The organism is Stenotrophomonas sp. KH_052 (genome assembly GCF_057838755.1).
This window is the reverse complement of sequence record NZ_CM174475.1, coordinates 889,045-909,068: the sequence shown is the minus strand read 5'-3', so window position 1 is coordinate 909,068 and position 20,024 is coordinate 889,045. Positions and strand designations below refer to the sequence as shown.

General features: G+C 65.1%; 21 protein-coding genes. 4 read left to right on the top strand and 17 right to left on the bottom strand.

Annotated features, from left to right (window positions below; genetic code table 11):
• Nucleotides 1-42 precede the first annotated feature (42 nt).
• Complete coding sequence (locus AC3ITW_RS04080; RefSeq protein WP_004145527.1) at nt 43-1,029, bottom strand: malate dehydrogenase; 987 nt, start codon at nt 1,027-1,029, stop codon at nt 43-45.
• A gap of 118 nt (nt 1,030-1,147) precedes the next feature.
• A complete protein-coding gene (locus AC3ITW_RS04075) occupies nt 1,148-1,639 on the bottom strand; it encodes a peptidylprolyl isomerase (RefSeq protein WP_004145509.1) in 492 nt (163 codons plus the stop codon).
• 239 nt (nt 1,640-1,878) lie between these two features.
• On the opposite strand from AC3ITW_RS04075, the gene typA reads away from it, so the two are divergent.
• The 3 genes from typA to AC3ITW_RS04060 are packed head-to-tail and all read left to right on the top strand — an operon-like array spanning nt 1,879 to nt 5,869.
• Nucleotides 1,879-3,726 carry a translational GTPase TypA gene (gene typA / locus AC3ITW_RS04070; RefSeq protein ID WP_012510162.1) on the top strand — a complete coding sequence of 616 codons (1,848 nt, stop codon included), beginning with the start codon at nt 1,879-1,881 and terminating at the stop codon, nt 3,724-3,726.
• 11 nt (nt 3,727-3,737) lie between these two features.
• On the top strand, nt 3,738-4,205 hold the full coding sequence (locus AC3ITW_RS04065; RefSeq protein ID WP_012510161.1) for a DUF2127 domain-containing protein: 468 nt from the start codon (nt 3,738-3,740) through the stop codon (nt 4,203-4,205).
• Nucleotides 4,206-4,246: 41 nt separating this feature from the next.
• Nucleotides 4,247-5,869 (top strand): amidase, encoded by a 1,623-nt coding sequence (locus AC3ITW_RS04060; protein WP_065722701.1) that lies wholly within the window; start codon nt 4,247-4,249, stop codon nt 5,867-5,869.
• A gap of 60 nt (nt 5,870-5,929) precedes the next feature.
• Here AC3ITW_RS04060 and AC3ITW_RS04055 read toward each other — a convergent pair whose 3' ends face one another.
• Entirely contained in the window at nt 5,930-7,114 is a 1,185-nt protein-coding gene (locus AC3ITW_RS04055) for a mechanosensitive ion channel family protein (RefSeq protein ID WP_232054009.1), read from the bottom strand.
• Nucleotides 7,115-7,785: 671 nt separating this feature from the next.
• Nucleotides 7,786-9,177: a class II 3-deoxy-7-phosphoheptulonate synthase gene (locus AC3ITW_RS04050; RefSeq protein WP_065722850.1), complete on the bottom strand. Its 1,392-nt coding sequence runs from the start codon at nt 9,175-9,177 to the stop codon at nt 7,786-7,788.
• A gap of 221 nt (nt 9,178-9,398) precedes the next feature.
• Here AC3ITW_RS04050 and AC3ITW_RS04045 point away from each other — a divergent pair, with 221 nt between their 5' ends.
• A complete protein-coding gene (locus AC3ITW_RS04045) occupies nt 9,399-11,525 on the top strand; it encodes a TonB-dependent receptor (protein ID WP_100434103.1) in 2,127 nt (708 codons plus the stop codon).
• Nucleotides 11,526-11,630: 105 nt separating this feature from the next.
• On the opposite strand, the gene AC3ITW_RS04040 is transcribed toward AC3ITW_RS04045, so the two are convergent.
• The 13 genes from AC3ITW_RS04040 to rpsH form a co-directional block, all read right to left on the bottom strand.
• Nucleotides 11,631-12,137, bottom strand: coding sequence for a disulfide bond formation protein B (locus AC3ITW_RS04040; protein ID WP_004145477.1), 507 nt, complete (start codon nt 12,135-12,137; stop codon nt 11,631-11,633).
• Between the two features lie 237 nt (nt 12,138-12,374).
• The gene (rplQ, locus tag AC3ITW_RS04035) at nt 12,375-12,758 is read right to left on the bottom strand and encodes a 50S ribosomal protein L17 (RefSeq protein ID WP_004145464.1); all 384 of its coding nucleotides are present in this window, start codon (nt 12,756-12,758) and stop codon (nt 12,375-12,377) included.
• Between the two features lie 197 nt (nt 12,759-12,955).
• On the bottom strand, nt 12,956-13,954 hold the full coding sequence (locus AC3ITW_RS04030) for a DNA-directed RNA polymerase subunit alpha (RefSeq protein WP_004145453.1): 999 nt from the start codon (nt 13,952-13,954) through the stop codon (nt 12,956-12,958).
• A gap of 55 nt (nt 13,955-14,009) precedes the next feature.
• On the bottom strand, nt 14,010-14,639 hold the full coding sequence (rpsD, locus tag AC3ITW_RS04025) for a 30S ribosomal protein S4 (RefSeq protein ID WP_004145446.1): 630 nt from the start codon (nt 14,637-14,639) through the stop codon (nt 14,010-14,012).
• 15 nt (nt 14,640-14,654) lie between these two features.
• The gene (gene rpsK / locus AC3ITW_RS04020) at nt 14,655-15,044 is read right to left on the bottom strand and encodes a 30S ribosomal protein S11 (protein WP_004145443.1); all 390 of its coding nucleotides are present in this window, start codon (nt 15,042-15,044) and stop codon (nt 14,655-14,657) included.
• 11 nt (nt 15,045-15,055) lie between these two features.
• On the bottom strand, nt 15,056-15,412 hold the full coding sequence (gene rpsM, locus AC3ITW_RS04015) for a 30S ribosomal protein S13 (RefSeq protein ID WP_004145437.1): 357 nt from the start codon (nt 15,410-15,412) through the stop codon (nt 15,056-15,058).
• 347 nt (nt 15,413-15,759) lie between these two features.
• Complete coding sequence (secY, locus tag AC3ITW_RS04010; protein ID WP_004145436.1) at nt 15,760-17,127, bottom strand: preprotein translocase subunit SecY; 1,368 nt, start codon at nt 17,125-17,127, stop codon at nt 15,760-15,762.
• Nucleotides 17,128-17,134: 7 nt separating this feature from the next.
• The gene (gene rplO / locus AC3ITW_RS04005; protein WP_004154498.1) at nt 17,135-17,578 is read right to left on the bottom strand and encodes a 50S ribosomal protein L15; all 444 of its coding nucleotides are present in this window, start codon (nt 17,576-17,578) and stop codon (nt 17,135-17,137) included.
• A 6-nt stretch (nt 17,579-17,584) separates the two neighbouring features.
• Entirely contained in the window at nt 17,585-17,776 is a 192-nt protein-coding gene (gene rpmD / locus AC3ITW_RS04000) for a 50S ribosomal protein L30 (RefSeq protein WP_004145412.1), read from the bottom strand.
• Nucleotides 17,769-18,311: a 30S ribosomal protein S5 gene (rpsE, locus tag AC3ITW_RS03995; protein ID WP_004145411.1), complete on the bottom strand. Its 543-nt coding sequence runs from the start codon at nt 18,309-18,311 to the stop codon at nt 17,769-17,771. Before rpsE ends, rpmD begins: the two co-directional genes overlap by 8 nt.
• Nucleotides 18,312-18,472: 161 nt before the next feature.
• Entirely contained in the window at nt 18,473-18,832 is a 360-nt protein-coding gene (gene rplR / locus AC3ITW_RS03990) for a 50S ribosomal protein L18 (RefSeq protein WP_174238316.1), read from the bottom strand.
• Between the two features lie 80 nt (nt 18,833-18,912).
• Nucleotides 18,913-19,437 carry a 50S ribosomal protein L6 gene (rplF, locus tag AC3ITW_RS03985; protein ID WP_004145389.1) on the bottom strand — a complete coding sequence of 175 codons (525 nt, stop codon included), beginning with the start codon at nt 19,435-19,437 and terminating at the stop codon, nt 18,913-18,915.
• Nucleotides 19,438-19,455: 18 nt separating this feature from the next.
• The gene (rpsH, locus tag AC3ITW_RS03980; protein WP_004145387.1) at nt 19,456-19,854 is read right to left on the bottom strand and encodes a 30S ribosomal protein S8; all 399 of its coding nucleotides are present in this window, start codon (nt 19,852-19,854) and stop codon (nt 19,456-19,458) included.
• Between the last annotated feature and the right edge of the window lie 170 nt (nt 19,855-20,024).

Sequence of the window (20,024 nt, the reverse complement as noted above, 5' to 3'; positions counted from 1 at the left end):
CCTTGACGGAAGACGTACCGGCTCGCGCCGGTACCGCCTGCCTCAGCCCAGCAGGTGGGCGACGCCGGAGCGCTCTTCTTCCAGCTCGGCCAGGGTCTTGTCGATGTACTTCTGGCTGAAGTCGTCGACCGGCAGATCCTTGACCAGGGTGTACTTGCCGTTCTCGGTGGTCACCGCGAAGCCGAAGATCACGCCTTCCGGAATGCCATAGGAACCGTCGGACGGCACGCCCATGGTGACCCACTTGCCGTTGCTGCCCAGCACCCAGTCACGCACGTGGTCGATGGCTGCGTTGGCCGCCGAAGCCGCCGAGGACGAGCCACGGGCTTCGATGATCGCCGCGCCGCGCTTGCCGACGGTCGGGATGAAGGTGTTGGCGTTCCACTCCTGGTCGTTGATCGCATCGGCGATCGACGCACCATCGGCGGTGGCGAAACGGTAGTCCGGGTACATCGTCGGGCTGTGGTTGCCCCACACGACCAGCTTCTCCATGCCACCGACCGGCTTGCCGAGCTTGGCCGACAGCTGGCTCAGGGCGCGGTTGTGGTCCAGGCGCAGCATGGCGGTGAAGTTCTCCGGCTTCAGGTCCGGGGCCGACTTCATCGCGATGTAGGCGTTGGTGTTCGCCGGGTTGCCGACCACCAGCACCTTCACGTCACGGCTGGCGACCTTGTTCAGCGCCGCGCCCTGAGCGGTGAAGATCTTGGCGTTTTCCAGCAGCAGGTCCTTGCGCTCCATGCCCGGGCCGCGCGGACGCGCGCCGACCAGCAGGGCGATGTCGGCGTCCTTGAAGGCCACTTCGGCGTCGTCGGTGCCGACCATGCCGGCCAGCAGCGGGAAGGCGCAGTCTTCCAGTTCCATCATCACGCCCTTCAGGGCGGCCTGGGCCTTGTCGACCGGCAGTTCCAGCAGCTGCAGGATGACCGGCTGGTCCTTGCCCAGCATTTCGCCGGAGGCGATGCGGAACAGCAGGGCATAACCGATCTGGCCGGCGGCGCCGGTCACGGCAACACGAACGGGTGCTTTCATGGGGGTTTCCTCTTGCTTGCAAGCGTTTGATGGGACGCCGCGGGCGTGGCCACGCAGGCCGGGCGGGCGGCGGGGAACAGGGAAACGGCCACCCGAGGGTGGCCGTTTCGAAGGGAAATCAGGCGGCGAGGAGCTTGTTCCACTCCGCCACGCGCTCGGCCTGGGCGGCCAGCACGGCGTCGGTATCGCCTTCCAGGGTGATCGAATGGATCACATCGCCCTGCTTGACCGAATCGACGATGGCCTGGCCGTCCAGCACCTGGCCGAACACGGTGTGCTTGCCATCCAGCCAATCGGTCTTGATGTGGGTGATGAAGAACTGGCTGCCGTTGGTGTTCGGACCGGCATTGGCCATCGACAGCGAGCCGACCTGGTGCTTCACACCATTCTTCTCGTCTTCGAACTTGTAGCCCGGGCCACCGGTGCCCTGACCCTTGGGGCAGCCGCCCTGGATCATGAAGTCGGCGATCACGCGGTGGAAGATCAGGCCGTCATAGAAGCCGTGCTTGACCAGGTTCACGAAGTTGGCCACGGTCAGCGGCGCCTTGTCAGCGAACAGCTCGACCTTGATCGGGCCCTGGGTGGTGTCGAAAGTGGCGATGAGGGACATGAAGATCCTTGGGATGCGGGGTGTGTAATCAGCCCCATAAGGATACACCTCCCCTGCCGTATGGGCGCCTTCGACCATCGGTGCAGGCGGGGTCTTCAGCACCCGGACGGCGGGCCATGGACGGGTAGCTGAACGGGGCACCCGGGCGGTGTGAAATGGAGGTTTTCGCCAATCGTCAACTTCGACGTATAATGTTGGACTTCTTTTTCCAAATCCGGCGCCGACTGGCCCCCTTTCGTATGTCCATCGAAAATCTTCGCAACATCGCCATCGTCGCCCACGTCGACCATGGCAAGACCACCCTGGTCGACCAGCTGCTGAAGCAGTCCGGCACCCTGTCCGAGCGTACCGTCCTCGCCGAGCGCGTGATGGACAGCAACGACCAGGAAAAGGAACGCGGCATCACCATCCTGGCCAAGAACACGGCCATCACCTGGGAAGACAAGAAGACCGGTATCAAGAACCGGATCAACATCGTCGACACCCCCGGACACGCCGACTTCGGTGGTGAGGTCGAGCGCGTGCTGTCGATGGTCGACACCGTGCTGATCCTCGTCGACGCGATGGACGGCCCGATGCCGCAGACCCGCTTCGTCACCCAGAAGGCCTTCGCGATGGGCTTCAAGCCGATCGTCGTGGTCAACAAGGTCGACCGCCCGGGCTCGCGTCCGGAGTGGGTGATCGACCAGGTGTTCGACCTGTTCGACAAGCTCGGCGCCACCAATGAGCAGCTCGACTTCCCGATCGTCTACGCCTCGGCCCTGAACGGCTACGCTGGCCTGGAAGACACCGTGCGCGACGGCGACATGACCCCGCTGTACGAAGCGATCATGCAGCACGCGCCGAAGCCGGAAGTCGATCCGGAAGGCCCGTTCCAGATGCGCATCAGCCAGCTGGACTACAACAACTTCGTGGGCGTGATCGGCATCGGCCGCATCCAGCGCGGCACCCTGAAGAAGAACATGCAGGTCGCGGTCATCGACCGTGAAGGCAAGAAGCGCAACGGCAAGGTGCTGCAGGTGCTGGGCTTCCTGGGCCTGGAGCGCATCGAGCAGGATTCGGCCGAGGCCGGTGACATCGTCGCCATCTCGGGCATCCAGGAGCTGACCATCTCCGACACCCTGTGCGCCCCGGACACCCCGGAAGCGCTGCCGGCACTGACCGTCGACGAGCCGACCATCTCGATGACCTTCCAGGTCAACAACTCGCCGTTCGCCGGCAACAAGGACCTGTCCGGTGGCAAGTTCCTGACCAGCCGCCAGATCAAGGACCGCCTGGACCGTGAAAAGGTCCACAACGTCGCGCTGAAGGTTGAACAGCTGGAAGACGCCGACAAGTTCCTGGTCTCCGGCCGTGGCGAGCTGCACCTGTCGGTGCTGATCGAGAACATGCGTCGTGAAGGCTACGAGCTGGCCGTGTCGCGTCCGGAAGTGATCATCAAGCAGATCGACGGCCAGGCCATGGAGCCGATCGAGCAGCTGGTGGTGGACATCGAAGAAATCCACCAGGGCGGCGTGATGGAAAAGCTGGGCACCCGCAAGGGCCAGCTGAAGAACATGGAATCGGACGGCAAGGGCCGCGTGCGCCTTGAGTACCAGATCCCGGCCCGTGGCCTGATCGGTTTCCAGAACGAGTTCAAGACCCTCACCCAGGGTTCGGGCCTGCTGTTCCATGTCTTCGACCACTACGGTCCGAAGGAGCAGGGCGCGATCGCCAAGCGCATCAACGGCGTGATGATCGCCAATGCACCGGGCGCCACGCCGGCCTACTCGCTGGGCCCGCTGCAGGAGCGCGGCAAGCTGTTCGCTGCTGAAGGCGACAACGTGTACGAAGGTCAGCTGGTCGGTATCCACTCCAAGGACAACGACCTGACCGTCAACGCGATCAAGACCAAGCCGCTGACCAACATGCGCGCTTCGGGCAAGGACGATGCGATCCAGCTGACCCCGGCGATCAAGTACTCGCTGGAGCAGGCCCTGGACTTCATCGAAGACGACGAGCTGGTCGAGATCACCCCGAAGGAGATCCGCCTGCGCAAGAAGTTCCTGACCGAAAGCGACCGCAAGAAGGCTTCGCGCGGCGGCTGAGCCAGCACCCCGTGAACCAGAGCGGCTACAACCCGGATCCACACCGGCATCCGGGTCTGCACGTCATCGCCTTGCTCGAAGCGAGCAAGGCGATGCTGGCGCTGTTGGCCGCCACCGGGCTGGAAGTGCTCGGACCGCAGCCGCTGCGGCACGGCATCATGGCCCTGATCCGGCGCTTCAGCCTGGATCCGGACCATGGCACCCTGCCCTCGCTGCTGCACATGATCAGCCCCGACGCGGTGCACCTGGCCGCGGCGGGGATGATCGGTTACGGCCTGCTGCACCTGGTCGAAGCCTGGGGCCTGTGGCGTGCCAAGGCCTGGGCCTCCTGGCTGGGCTGCCTGACCGCTTCGCTGTACCTGCCGTTCGATATCTTCGCGATCATCCGCCACCCTGGCTGGCCCTCGTGGACGATCCTGGCGATCAACCTGATCGTGGTCTACGTGCTGGCCCGCGACCTGCGCAAGCGCCGCCGCTGAGCAGCGGCTACACTGGGGATTGGAGCCGACCAAGCCGCCCCATGCGCCCGTCCTTGCCGCCCCTCCTGATCTGCCTGCTCGCTGCGCTGCCTGCGCTGCTTGTCGCTGCCTGCAGCCCGGCCACGCCCAGCGCCCACGCCGCCGAACCTGCCAGCCGCAACGTGCCGTTCCCCTACGCCGAAACCGATGTCGCCGATCTGCAGGCGCGGATGACCGCCGGTGAACTGGACAGCACCACCCTGACCCAGGCCTACCTGCAGCGCATCGCCGCACTGGACCGTGCCGGCCCCCGCCTGCGCGCGGTGATCGAACTCAACCCGGATGCACTGAAGGAAGCCGCCGAGCGCGACCGCGAACGTCGTGACGGCCGCCTGCGTGGCCCGCTGCACGGCATCCCGATCGTGCTGAAGGACAACATCAACGCCGCGCCGATGGCCACCACGGCCGGCTCGCTGGCGCTGCAGGGCTTCCGCCCGGACGACGCCTACCTGGTACGCCGCCTGCGCGAGGCCGGTGCCGTGGTGCTGGGCAAGACCAACCTCAGCGAATGGGCCAATTTCCGCGGCAATGATTCGGTGTCCGGATGGAGCGCGCGCGGCGGCCAGACCCGCAATCCCTATCGCCTCAGCCATTCGCCCTGCGGCTCCAGCAGCGGCAGCGCAGTCGCCGTAGCCGCCAACCTGGCCAGCGTGGCGATCGGCACCGAGACCGACGGCAGCATCGTCTGCCCGGCCGCGGTCAATGGCGTGGTCGGCCTGAAGCCGACGGTCGGCCTGGTCAGCCGCGACGGCATCATCCCGATTTCCTTCAGCCAGGACACCGCCGGGCCGATGACGCGCAGCGTCGCCGATGCCGCCGCCGTGCTGACCGCCATTGCCGGCCGCGATGACGCCGACCCAGCCACCGCAACCATGCCCGGCCGCGCGGTCTACGACTACACCGCGCGCCTGGACCCGCAGGGCCTGCGCGGCAAGCGCATCGGCCTGCTGCAGACGCCCCTGCTGAAGTACCGCGGCATGCCGCCACTGATCGAACAGGCCGCCACCGAGCTGCGCCGCGCCGGCGCGGTGGTGGTGCCGGTGGAACTGCCCAACCAGGGCGTCTGGGCCGAGGCCGAACGCAGCGTGCTGCTGTACGAGTTCAAGGCCGGCCTGGAGCGCTACCTCAGCACCCATCGCGCACCACTGCGCAGCCTGGCCGAACTGATCGCCTTCAACCAGGCACACAGCAAGCAGGAACTGGGCCTGTTCGGCCAGGAACTGCTGGTGGAGGCCGATGCGACTGCCGGCCTGGCCGACCCCGCCTACATCCGCGCGCGCACCGATGCGCGCCGCTTGGCCGGCCCGGACGGCATCGATGCCGCCCTCGCCGCCCATCAGCTTGATGCGCTGGTGGCCCCGACCACGGGTGTGGCCTGGCCGATCCGCAGTGACGGCGACGACTTCCCCGGGGAGAGCTACAGCGTCGCCGCCGTCGCCGGCTATCCCAGCCTCAGCGTGCCGATGGGGCAGATCGACGGCCTGCCGGTCGGCCTGCTGTTCATGGGCACCGCCTGGAGCGAACCGAAGCTGATCGAGATGGCCTACGCCTACGAACAGCGCACCCGCGCGCGACGGCCGCCACACTTCGATACCGACGCGCTGATCGACGCTGGCGAACCTTGATCGGCGTGGTAGTGCCGGCCGCTGGCCGGCAGATCCCGGGTTGCCGGCCAGCGGCCGGCACTACCGATCCGCAGGCTCCATCGATACGATCGCCGCCTCACCATCTTCAGCACCCGGCGACCGTACATCCGCGGTGCGCGCGCGAGGTCCTCGCGGCATGTCCAGTTCGTCTTCGTGCTGCACGCGCGCACGCACCTGCGGCAACGACTGCGGATGCTCGCGCGCCAGGAAATCCAGCATCCGCTCGCGTACCAGGCAGCGCAGGTCGAAGGCATCACCGGAACTGCGTGCGCTGACCAGCAGGCGCACCTGGATTGCGCGTTCGCTGGTTTCGGTCACCTGGGTCACGCAGACCCGGCCATCCCACAGCGCCTCACCACGGCAGATGCGCTCCAGCTCGGTGCGGATCGCCGCGATCGGGGCGCGGTAGTCCAGCCACAGGAACGCCGTGCCGAGCAGATCGGCGCTGCGCCGCGTCCAGTTCTGGAACGGGTTCTCGATGAACCAGGTCAGCGGCACCACCATGCGTCGCTCATCCCAGATGCGGACCACGACGTAGCTGCTGCCGATCTCCTCGATACGGCCCCACTCGCCTTCGACGATCACCACGTCATCCAGCCGGATCGGCTGCGTCACCGCAATCTGCAGGCCAGCGATCAGGTTGCCAAACACCGGCTTGGCCGCGATACCGGCCACCAGGCCGATCAGGCCTGCCGATGCCAGCAGCGCGGTACCGATCTTCTGCACCATCGGGAACGTCAGCAGTACCAGCGACGCGCCCAGCACGATGATGGCGCCCATCAGTACGCGGCTGAGCACCCGGGTCTGGGTCTGGATGCGGCGCGCCTCCAGGTTGTCGGAGACATCGATTGGATGGCTGCGCAGGATCGCGCGCTCGCCCGCCGCCACCGCGCGTACCAGCAACCAGATGAAACACGCGGTCAGCGCGATGTGCAGCATGTGCTGCAGGTTGCCCAGGGCCGGATCCTGCAGCGGCGTGGCCTGCAGCGCAGGAATCAACAGCAGCAACGGCCATGCGGTGGCCAGCGGTAATCCCAGCACACGCCCGATGCGCGCACGCCGGCGATCACGCCCTTTCAGCCGATGGTAGATCCACAGGATCAACCACGCGCCGATGCCACCCACTAATGCTGCCACTCCCAACGGCCATGCGTACGCCTGTGCGCTTTCCCAGTGCACCGTTGCCACCTCCACTCGAACAGCCGAACGGACAGCCTCGCGCATGGCGCATGAGCGTCACGTCAGCCGTTCGTAAGAAGGGTGTTGGTCGGCAGGGCTTGCAGCCCTGCACCTGCTGCGAGCCGAAGCAACAGCAACAGCCGAAGCAGAAGCAGAAGCGGGTTTCCTGTGGGATGGCGGGGTGGGTCCGGTTGCGGGAGACGCCGCAAACCCGTCCATGGGGGCTTGGCCGCGGCATCCATGCCGCGGACACTCCCGCAACCGGACCCACCCCGCCTTCGACAGTTTCCCGCGATCTGACGGTACGGCACAGGGTCGGATCCCGTTGATGCGTAACGGGCTCTGACCCCTGATGAAATTCGATATCTGACAGAAAAATCGTGTCGACCAAGGTCGACACCTACCAACAGCCACACGTACCGATAGCCGCAGTTGCCAGTAGATCCACGCCATGCGTGGATGAATTCATTCGATATCTGACAGATGTGCCGACCAACGGTCGGCCCCCACCTACAGCGGCGGGGAACTGTCGAAGGCGGGGCGGTGTCGGATTGCGGGGTGTCCGCGGCATGGATGCCGCGGCCAAGCCTACAGGGACGTACTTGCGGCGTCCCCGCAATCCGACACCGCCCCGCCAACCCACGGATAGCCCGCTTTTGACGTTGACGTTGCTCTGGCCTCCGGCAGGTGCAGGGCGCAGCCCTGCCGAAACACACTTACCGCACCTGCTCCTGCTTGCGCACGATCGCCATCGCGATTTCCAGCGACTGCTCGTAGTTCAAACGTGGGTCCACCGTCGAACGATAGGCGCGCTCCAGGTCACGCTCGGTCAGCTCACGCGCGCCACCGGTGCACTCGGTCACGTCTTCGCCGGTCAGCTCCAGGTGCACGCCGCCCAGGCGCGTGCCTGCGGCCGCATGCAGATCGAACGACATCTCCACTTCGCCACGCACGTTGTCGAAGCGCCGCGTCTTGAAGCCGTTGGCGGTGCTCTCGGTGTTGCCATGCATCGCATCGCACACCCACAGCACGCGACGACCGTCGCGCTTGACCGCATCCAGCAGCGGCGGCAGCTTCTGCGCGATCTGCGACGCCCCCATGCGATGGATGAAGCTCAGGCGGCCCGGCTCGTCATGCGGATTGAGTACATCGATCAGGCGCAGCAGCTGGTCTGGGGTCACCGACGGGCCCACCTTGATCGCAATCGGGTTGCGCACGCCACGTAGATACTCCACGTGCGCGCCGTCGAGCGCGGCCGTGCGCATGCCGATCCACGGGTAGTGCGTGCTCAGGTTCAACCAGCCCTGCTGGCGCGGCACCTGCCGGGTCAACGCCTGCTCGTAGGGCAACAGCAGCGCTTCATGCGAGGTGTAGAAATCGATGCGGTTGAGGTTGTGCACGCGGGCCCCGGCCAGGGTCTCCATGAAATGCACCGCATCGCCGATCGAGGCCACCATCTTCTGGTAGTCGGCGGCCAACGGCGAATGGCTCACCCATTCCAGGTTCCAGTACTCGGGGTGGTGCAGGTCGGCGAAACCACCGTCAATCAGCGCACGCACGAAGTTCATGGTCATCGCCGAGTGCGCGTGGGCCTGCAGCATCCGCTTCGGATCCGGCAGCCGTGCCGCTTCGGTGAAGGCCGGCGCGTTGATGACATCACCGCGGTAGCTGGGCAGGGTTACGCCGTCACGGGTTTCGGTATCGGCCGAACGCGGCTTGGCGTACTGGCCGGCAAAGCGCCCAACGCGGATCACCGGCTGGCGCAGGCCGTGCACCAGTACCAGGCTCATCTGCAGCAGCACTTTCAACCGGTTGGAAATGGTGCCTGATTCGCAGTCGCTGAAATTCTCCGCGCAGTCACCGCCCTGTAGCAGGAAGCGCTTGCCTTCCTGGGCCTCGGCCAGCTGCTGCTTCAGCGCCAGGATTTCCCACGACGTGACCAGCGGCGGCAGTCGCTTCAGCTCGTGCAGGGCGGCGTCCAGCGCCACCGGATCGGGATAGGTCGGCATCTGCAGCGCGGTCTTGCCACGCCAGCTCTCCGGCGACCAGGCAGCGCCAGCGGCGGTCGCAGCGGGTTCGGGGACGGGCGGAACGGCGGACAGGCTCATTGCAGACTTCCGGGATGGGGGGCGGTCATGGTCGCATCGCCAGCCGCTGCCGCAAAGGGCCGGCGCTCCCGGGCCGCCCTGCTGAACGGAAGGGAAAGGCCGAAGCGAGCGGCCAGATCCAGCATGGTCAGCCGCCTGGGGCGGGCGCATGATTTGTTACGGAGTAACACTCCCACGTCACGGACCGGCCCCTTCCACGCCCTGCCATCACTCTTCCCATCATGAAGCCCTCGCCCCTCGCTACCGGCATCACCTTCGCCCTGGCCCTGGCCAGCCTGCCCGCCTTCGCGGCCACCACCGATGACGGCAGAACCACGGTCAAGGACCTGGATACGGTCACCGTCAGTGCCCAGCTCGATCAGGCCCGCAACGCGCTGTCGCCGGACATCGGCAGCAGCCAGTACCAGATCACCGCCGATGACATCCAGAAGCAGCCGCTGGGCGCCTCTGCGCCGCTCAGCCAGGTGCTGCTGCAGGCGCCGGGCGTGGTCCAGGACTCTTACGGCGGCGTGCACGTACGCGGCGACCACGCCAACCTGCAGTACCGCATCAACGGCGTGCTGCTGCCCGAATCGATCTCCGGCTTCGGCCAGACCCTGGACGCGCGCACCATCAAGAGCATCCGCCTGATGGACGGCGCGCTGCCGGCGCAGTTTGGTGAGCGTACTGCTGCGGTGGTCGACATCACCACCCGCAGCGGTGCCGAGCTCGGCAACGGCGGCAGCGCTGGCCTGACCGCCGGCTCATTCGGCAAGGTCAATCCGAATGCCTCGTGGTGGGGCAACCAGGGCCGCTGGAGCTGGTTCCTGACCGGCAACTACGACCAGAACGAGGTCGGCCTGGAGAACCCGACAAACTCACGCAGGCCGCTCCACGACGACACCCACCAGGGCAAGGCGTTCGCCGACCTCACCTACCTGGTCAACGAGAACACCCGCCTGAGCGTGTTCGCCGGCTTCGCCAACAACCGCTTCCAGATCCCGGTCAACCCCGGGCAGACGCCACAGTTCAGCTACCTGGACACCACCACCTTCGACTCCAGCCAGCTGGATGAAACCCAACGCGAGACCACCCGCTTCGCCATGCTGGTGCTGCAGGGCACGCTGGGCAGCACTGCCTACCAGCTATCGGCCGGGCAGCGCTACAGCGATGTGGCGTTCAATCCCGACGTGATCGGCGACCTGGTGTTCAGCGGCGTCGCCTCCCAGGTCCAGCGCAGCAACCGCGCCAACACCCTGCAGGCAGACTTCTCCACGCCGCTGGGCAACGACCACACGCTGCGCTACGGCCTGTACGGCAATTACGAGAACGCGCAGGCCAGCAACGACAGCTGGGTGTTTCCGGTCGGCGCCGACGGCCAGCAGTCCAGCACCACGCCGCGGCTGATCCCCGATCGCAGCGCGTTCCACGCCAGCACGCTGGCGCTGTACGTGCAGGACGAATGGAAGATCGGCGACGACTGGACCGTGAACTACGGGCTGCGTGGCGACCGCTACAAGGCCTTTGGCCACACCGAGGGCCAGCTCAGCCCGCGCGTGGGCGTGGTCTGGAATGCCAGCGACAGCACTACCGTGCACGCGGGCTACTCACGTTACTTCACGCCACCGGCCAGTGAGCTGATCGCCAGCAGCGACATCGCCCTGTACGACGGCACCAGCAACCAGCAGTCCAACGCCGGCAACAGTACAGCGCTGGCCGAACGCAGCGACTACTACGACATCGGCGTCTCGCAGCAGCTGGGTGAGCACCTGACCCTGGGCCTGGATGCCTATGATCGCCGCGTCTCACGCCTGCAGGACGAAGGCCAGTTCGGCGCCGCGTACATCTACTCGACGTTCAACTACCGCCGCGGTCACATCCGTGGCCTGGAGTTCAGTGCCGACTACAGCAACGGCCCGTTCAGCGCCTACGTCAATGCCGCCCTGAACAAGGCCATCGGCACCGACGTCATCACCGGCCAGTACAACCTCGATCCCGAGGCGCTGGCCTACGTGGCCGACCACTGGATCCACCTGGACCACGACCAGAAGCTGACCTCATCAGGCGGCTTCAGCTACGCCTTCGCCGGCCACAACCGGATCGGGGCCAACTACGTGTTCGGCAGCGGGTTGCGATCGGATGTCGAGGGCGTCCCCAACGGTGGAGAGCTGCCGTCGTACCTGCAGGTGAACCTCAGTGCAGGACATGACTTCAATGCCGACAGCGGCCATCCGCTGCATGTGCAGCTGGCCGTGCTCAACGCACTGGACCGCAGCTACCAGCTGCGCGATGGCGGTGGGGTGGGCGTCTTCGCACCACAGTGGGGGCCGCGTCGCGGCGCTTACCTGAGTCTGCAGCAGGATTTCTGAGGAGACAGGGGTCGGATCCCTTTCCGCAGGAAAGGGCTCTGACCCCGCACCGGGAATGGGGTCAGAGCCCTTTGCGATGCAAAGGGATCCGACCCCATTTCGCTTTCAGCGCTTGACCTTGCGCAACGACACCACGAGCGCCCACAGCGCCAGCAGCAGGAACCACACGCCCGACCACATCGGCATGGTCAGGCCCAGGAAGGTCCAGTCGATGTTGCCGCAGTTGCCGGTACCGGTCAGCACCGTGCGGAACACTTCCAGCGGCCCCATGGTCTCGCTCAGGAAGGCCAGCGGCGGACCACAGGTGGCGCCCATTTCCGGCGGCAGCATCTGCACGTAGACGTGGCGCGCGGCGATGCCAACACCCACGGCTGCGGCAATGAAAGCAAGCACACCGTAAGTGGCCCGGCCCGGGCGGTTGGACGGCCCGTGCAGTGCACCGATCAGGAACAGCAGGCCGAGCGCGGCGAACGCCAGGCGCTGGAAGATGCACAACGGACACGGCTCCAGGCCCATTTTCAGCTGCAGGAAGATCGCGTAGCCAAGCAGGCCCGCGCAGATCAGGAAGCCCAGGAAGAACTGGGCGCGGAACGGCCAGCGCAGTGGATTCATCGTCAACGCTCAAATGGATCAGGCGCCAAGCGTAACCGAGAGTGCGCGCCATTCGAACCGCTACAGCTGACGCCTGTCGGAACGGTGTGGGTCAGCGCCAGCTGCAGGTAGCGCCGGGCCATGCCCGGCGAGCGCAGCGGAAACGGAAACGGAAACGCCGGGCATGGCCCGGCGCTACCAGAACGCAAAAGCCCGGCAGAGGCCGGGCTTTCGCTGTGTCGCGTTGGAGCGGTCCGATTACTCGGCCACTGCCTCGGCCACGACCGGGCGGTCAACCAGCTCGACGTAGGCCATCGGCGCGTTGTCGCCGGCGCGGAAGCCGCACTTCAGCAGGCGCAGGTAGCCGCCCGGACGGTTCGCGTAGCGCGGGCCCAGGATGGTGAACAGGTTGCCCACGGCTTCGTTGTCGCGCAGACGGGCGAAGGCCAGACGGCGGTTGGCGACGGAATCGACCTTGGCCAGGGTGATCAGCGGCTCGGCAACGCGGCGCAGTTCCTTGGCCTTCGGCAGGGTGGTCTTGATCAGCTCGTGCTTGAACAGCGAGGCGGCCATGTTCTTGAACATCGCTTCGCGGTGGGCGCTGGTACGGCTGAACTTACGGCCAGACTTCTGGTGACGCATGGTGATATTCCTTGGTTAATGATGTGGCTGTGCGGATCGTTGTCGCCTTCATGGCGTTGTTGCGCGGACTGCGGTTGGTCCTGGCCATCCATCCTGGACGACCTGCCCGCGAACCTTCGTTCGTCGTGGCGGTGTTGCCTGGGTGCAATGGCCCCGCCGTTGCCGACGGGGCCATGCGGTCTTGCAGGAAGGCGATATCAGCCCAGCATGCCGTGGCTGGCGACGCCGGCCGGCGGCCAGTTCTCCAGCTTCATGCCGAGTGACAGGCCACGCTGGGCCAGCACTTCCTTGATCTCGGTGAGCGACTTCTTGCCCAGGTTCGGGGTCTTCAGCAGCTCCACTTCGGTCTTCTGGATCAGATCGCCGATGTAGTAGATGCTTTCGGCCTTCAGGCAGTTCGCCGAACGCACGGTCAGCTCCAGATCGTCGATCGGGCGCAGCAGCACCGGATCCACGCCGTTGTTGGCCGGCTTGGCCGCACCGCGGTCGCGGTGGGTGAAGTCACCGAACACCGACAGCTGGTCGCTGAGGATGTCGGCGGCGGTGCGCACGGCTTCCTCGGCATCGATGGTGCCGTTGGTCTCGATATCGATGACCAGCTTGTCCAGGTCGGTACGCTGCTCGACGCGGGCCGCTTCCACGGCATAGGCGACGCGGCGGACCGGCGAGAACGAGGCATCCAGGACCAGACGGCCGATGGCACGGGTTTCTTCGTCCGGACGACGACGCGCGGCAGCCGGCTGGTAGCCGAAACCACGTTCGATCTTCAGACGCATGTTGACTGCCGTGTCCTTGGTCAGGTGGCAGATGACATGGTCGCCGTTCAGGATCTCCACATTGTGGTCGACCTTGATATCGGCAGCGGTGACAACGCCCGGGCCCTGCTTGGACAGGGACAGGGTGGCGCTGTCGCCGGAGTGCATACGGATGGCCACGTCCTTCAGGTTCAGCAGGACTTCCAGCACGTCCTCCTGCAGACCTTCGACCGTGGTGTACTCATGCAACACGCCGTCGATTTCGACTTCCGTGATGGCGAAGCCCGGGATGGACGACAGCAGCACGCGACGCAGGGCATTACCCAGCGTATGCCCGTAACCCCGCTCCAAAGGTTCGATAACGACCTTTGCACGGGTGTCGGTAAGGCGTTCGATCTGCGGACCGCGAGGACGCAGAACCTGGTTGGCGGTAACCGTCATGTTGCGGGTTCTCCTAGTGAACCCCCGGCCGTCGCCGGGGGCTCTCCAATGTGAATTACTTCGAATACAGCTCGACGATCAGCGCTTCGTTGATGTCCGCAGGCAGATCCGAACGATCCGGAACAGCCTTGAAGATGCCGGTGAACTTACCGGAATCCACTTCAACCCACGACGGGCTCAGGTCATGCTGGGCGGCGACGGTCAGGGCTTCCTGGACGCGCAGCTGCTTGGCAGCCTTTTCAGACAGGGCGATGGCGTCGCCAGCCTTGACCTGGTACGAAGCCAGGTTGACCGACTTGCCATTCACGGTGACGCCGCGGTGCGACACCAGCTGACGGGCAGCCGGACGGGTCACGGCGAAGCCCATGCGGTAGACGACGTTGTCCAGGCGGGTTTCCAGCAGCTGCAGGAGGTTCTCGCCGGTGTTGCCCTTCTTGGTCGAGGCCTTCTTGTAGTAGTTGCGGAACTGACGCTCCAGCAGGCCGTAGATACGCTTGACCTTCTGCTTTTCACGCAGCTGGGTGGCGTAGTCGGACAGCTTGCCCTTACGGGCAGTGGCGCCGTGCTGGCCGGGCTTCTGCTCCAGCTTGCACTTGGAGTCCAGCGCACGCGCCGGGCTCTTCAGGGACAGGTCGGCGCCTTCGCGACGGGCGAGCTTACAGGTAGGACCGATATAACGAGCCATTTCTTATCGCTCCCTTTAGACGCGACGCTTCTTCGGCGGACGGCACCCGTTGTGCGGGATGGGCGTCACGTCGATGATGTTGGTGATCTTGTAGCCGACGTTGTTCAACGAACGCACGGCCGACTCACGGCCCGGACCCGGACCCTTGATGCGGACTTCCAGCGACTTCACGCCGTAGTCCAGCGCAGCACGACCGGCCTTTTCGGCAGCCACCTGGGCAGCGAACGGGGTCGACTTGCGCGAACCGCGGAAGCCAGCGCCACCGGAGGTCGCCCACGACAGAGCGTTGCCCTGGCGGTCGGTGATGGTCACGATGGTGTTGTTGAACGAAGCGTGGACGTGGGCGACGCCGTCGGTGACGACGCGCTTGATCTTCTTCTTGGTTTTAGCAGCGGGCTTAGCCATTTATAGGTCCCTTACTTCCTGATCGCCTTGCGCGGGCCCTTGCGGGTGCGGGCGTTGGTACGGGTGCGCTGGCCACGCAGCGGCAGGCCGCGACGGTGACGCAGGCCGCGGTAGCAGCCCAGGTCCATCAGGCGCTTGATCGCGATGCCGATTTCACGGCGCAGATCGCCTTCCACGATGTACTTGCCGACTTCGGCGCGCAGGCGCTCGATTTCCGGCTCCGACAGATCGCGGATCTTGGTGGTCGAAGCAACGCCTGCGACTTCGCAGACCTTCTTCGAACGGGTACGGCCGATGCCGTAAATGCTTTGCAACCCGACCCAGACGTGCTTCTGGGCTGGCAGGTTGACGCCTGCAATACGCGCCATGACGCGGTTCTCCAGCTGAGTGATGGCCGACAGCGCGCCTCGGGCACGCCAATCCGGCAGGATGGATCAAAAAAGTGAACTAGCGATACTAACAAGGTTCCGGTTTACATGGAAGCCCGTGAAACCATTGGTTTCATGAACCCGGCCTGGGGAGTGTGCCCAGGCTCCGGCGCCGGATGGGGTTGATCCTGGGGTTTCCCCCGGGGTCGCCCGCGCTACTCCAGCGCGGGACCACCTCATCACACCCCCACCCGGAACCGCTGCGGGGGCCGCCCTTCGTTTGTGTGGCCGGAGTCCGCGAAGCGGAGGGACCATCACGTCAGGAAGACGAAAGTATAACAGGCCTATCAGCCGCGGGCAAAACCGCCGCGGTTGCCGCCCTTCAGGTTGGCCTTCTTCAGCAGGCTCTCGTACTGGTGCGACATCAGGTGCGCCTGCACCTGGGCGATGAAGTCCATCACCACCACCACCACGATCAGCAGCGAAGTACCGCCGAAGTAGAACGAGGCGTTCAGCTGCGTGCGCATCAGTTCCGGCAGCAGGCAGACGATCACCAGGTAGGCCGAGCCGGCCGCGGTCAGGCGGGTCAGCACGCCATCGATGTAATCAGCAGTGGCCTTGCCCGGACGAATGCCCGGAATCAGCGCACCCGACTTCTTCAGGTTGTCGGCGGTTTCCTGCGAGTTGAACACCAGCGCGGTGTAGAAGAACGCGAAACCGGTGATCAGCGCGGCGAACACGATCATGTGCAGCGGCTCGCCCGGACCGAGGGCGTTGGCCACCTTCTGCAGGATCTGGCCGGTGCTGCTCTGGTTCGCAGCCTGGCCGGACCACATCGCCAGGGTGGCCGGGAAGGCCAGCAGGCTCGAGGCGAAGATCGCCGGGATGACGCCGGCCATGTTGAGCTTCAGCGGCAGGAACGAGGTCTGGTTCATGTACGCGTTGCGACCGCCCTGGCGGCGCGCGTAGTTCACCGTGATCCGGCGCTGGCCACGCTCGACGAACACCACGAAGAAGGTGAAGGCCAGCACGACGATGGCGATCAGCAGCAGCTGGATGAACTGGATATTGCCGTCGCGGTAGGCGTCGAAGGTGTGGATGACCGCACCCGGGAGGCCGGCCACGATACCGGCGAAGATGATCAGCGACACGCCGTTGCCGATGCCGCGCTCGGTGACCTGCTCACCGACCCACATCAGGAACATGGTGCCGGCGGTCAGCGCGACCACGGCGGTGAGCACGAAGCCCATGCCCGGTGCGTACACGACCGGAGCGCCCGACGGCGAGACCTGGCCCTGCAGGGCCAGCGCGATCGAACCGCCCTGCACCACTGCCAGCAGCACGGCGCCGATGCGCGAATACTGGGTGATCTTGCGGCGACCGGACTCACCTTCCTTCTGCATCGCCTTCAGGGCGGGGAAGATGTGCACGGCCAGCTGCATCACGATCGATGCCGAGATGTACGGCATCACGTTCAGCGCGAAGATGCTGAAACGGTGCAGGGCGCCGCCCGAGAACATGTTGAACATGTCCACGATGCCGCCGCCCTGCTGTTGCATCATGGCAAGCATGGCATCGGGATTGACGCCCGGCACCGGCACATAGCAGCCGATGCGATAGACGATCAAAGCCCCGACGACGAACAGCAAACGTTGGCGAAGTTCAGTGAACTTGCCCATTCCGCCCGCGAGGTTACCGATGCCAGCTTGCGCCATGATTCTCTTACTCCGTTACGCTGCCGCCGGCAGCTTCGATCGCAGCCTTGGCACCAGCCGTGGCAGCGATACCCTTCAGGGTGAACGCCTTGGTCACTTCGCCCTTGACGACGACCTTGGCCTTCTTTGCAGTGCTCGGGACCAGCTTGGCAGCACGCAGGGCGGCGAAGTCGATCTCACCGGCCGGCAGCTTGTCCAGCGCGTACAGCAGCACTTCAGCGGTGTCCTTGGCGATCGGCGAACGGAAGCCGATCTTCGGCAGACGACGCTGCATGGGGGTCTGGCCGCCTTCGAAGCCAGCCTTGATCTTGCCGCCACCCTTACGGGCGAACGAACCCTTGTGGCCGCGGCCGGCAGTCTTGCCCAGGCCCGAGCCGATACCGCGACCGACGCGGGTGCGCTCGGTGCGGGCGCCCGGTGCCGGGCTCAGTTCATTGAGACGCAGAGTCATGATCGATTACTCCTCAACCTTGACGAGGTAGTGAACGGTGTTGATCAGGCCGCGAACCTGCGGGCTGTCCTTCAGTTCACGCACATCGTTCAGCTTGTTCAGGCCCAGAGCACGCACCGACAGGCGGTGACGCGACTGAGCACCACGCAGGCCACGCACCAGGCGCACCTTCACAGTCTTGTTGGACTCATTAGCCATGGTTGAGTTCCTCCACCTTCTTGCCGCGCTTGGCCGCGATGCGAGCCGGCGACTGCGCAGCAGACAGGCCCTTCACGGTGGCACGCACCAGGTTGATCGGGTTGCGCGAACCGGTGGCCTTGGCCAGCACGTTCTTCACGCCAACCGCTTCCAGCACGGCGCGCATGGCACCGCCGGCGATGACGCCGGTACCTTCGGAAGCCGGCTGCATGAACACGCGGGCTGCGCCGTGACCATCCTTGATGGTGTGCCACAGGGTGCCGTTGTTCAGGTCAACGCTGACCAGGTTCTTGCGAGCCTGTTCCATCGACTTCTGGATGGCGACCGGCACTTCGCGGGCCTTGCCATAACCGAAACCGACCTTGCCTTCGCCGTCGCCGACAACAGTCAGGGCGGTGAAGGTGAACTGGCGGCCACCCTTGACGGTCTTGCTGACGCGGTTGACCGCGACCAGCTTTTCGATCATGCCGTCGTCGACTTTCTCTTCGCGGTTACGGTCGCGATCGCGACCCCGCTGCTGACGTTCTTCTGCCATCTTGATTCCTTGGTTGTTTGGGTATGTACGGCTCGAGGCCGCTTATGGTTGTGGAGTGACGCGTTGACCCGGTGGGCCGCTGCAGAAGAGCGGCGCCGTCCAGCCTCACTCAGGCTGGCGAGCAGGCGGGCAGGAGACCAGAGGTCCCCTGCCCTTGTCCCTTAGAACTGCAGGCCGGCTTCGCGGGCGGCTTCTGCCAGGGCCTTGATGCGGCCGTGGTAGCGGTAGCCCGAACGATCGAAGGCAACCTTCTCGACGCCGGCGGCCTTGGCGCGCTCGGCAACGATACGGCCAACCTTGGCAGCAGCATCAGCGTTCTTGCCGTTCTTCAGGCCGTCCTTGATGTCGGCCTGGGTGGTGTTGGCAGCAGCCAGCACCTTGGAGCCGTCGGCGGTGAAGACCTGGGCGTACAGGTGCTGACCGGTGCGCAGCACCGACAGGCGGGCGACACCGAGCTCACGGATGTGGGCGCGGGTCGACTTGGCGCGACGCAGGCGGGCGATGTTCTTGTTCATTTTGATTATTCCTTGAAAGCTGAAGGATGGGCTTTTCCCTGAGGAGTCCGCACAGGGATGTGCGGGCTCTTGCGAGGGACTCGCACTTACGCCTTCTTGGCTTCCTTACGGATGATGACTTCGTCGGAGTACTTCACGCCCTTGCCCTTGTACGGTTCCGGCTTGCGGAACGCACGGATCTTGGCGGCGACTTCACCGACGACCTGCTTGTCAGCGCCCTGCACCAGGATTTCGGTCTGGGTCGGGGTGGTGATGGTGATGCCTTCCGGCGCCACGAACACGATCGGGTGCGAGAAGCCCAGCGACAGGCTGAGGTCCTTGCCCTGCATGGCGGCACGGTAACCCACGCCGACCAGCTCCAGCTTGCGCTCGAAGCCTTCGGAAACACCCTTGACCATGTTGGACAGGATGGCGCGGACGGTACCGGTCAGCGGGATCAGATCGACGCTTTCGGTGCTCAGGGTGGCAACGCCGTTCTCGACGTTGATGGCAATACCAGCCGGCTTGGCCAGCGACAGGGTGCCCTTCGGGCCCTTGGCGGTGACGTTGTCGTTCTGGACGTTCAGTTCAACCTTACCCAGGTCGATCGGCTTCTTGGCTACGCGGGACATAGTTCTACTCCTTTCGCCTTAGGCCACGAAGCACAGGACTTCGCCGCCGACGCCCAGCTGGCGCGCCTGCGCATCAGTCATGATGCCCTTGGAGGTGGAAATGATGGAGATACCCAGGCCGTTCATGACCTTCGGCAGCTCGCTCTTGCCGCGGTACTGGCGCAGGCCCGAACGCGAGAAGCGCTTCAGGGTCGCGATGACCGGCTTGCCTTCGAAATACTTCAGCACGATTTCCAGCTCGGACTTGTTGTTCTCGAGCGCGGTAACGCGCAGGTCGGTGATGTAACCCTCGTCCTTCAGGACCTGGGCGATCGCAACCTTGATCTTGGACGACGGGGCTTTCACCGTCTGCTTGCCAACCGCGGCCGCATTCTTGATGCGGACCAGCAGGTCGGCGATGGGATCAGTCATGCTCATATGAGTACCTTTGAGTGCACCGATATCCGCTTTCGCGAAAATCTGTTGTCTCCTGGAAACGGGCCAGGTCCCTTCATGCAGTGAGCCGGAAGCCCACTCCTACATCCCCGTTTGCACAGGGCAAGACGCGGGAGTATACGCCAAAAGAGCCCGACTTGCGTCGGGCTCTT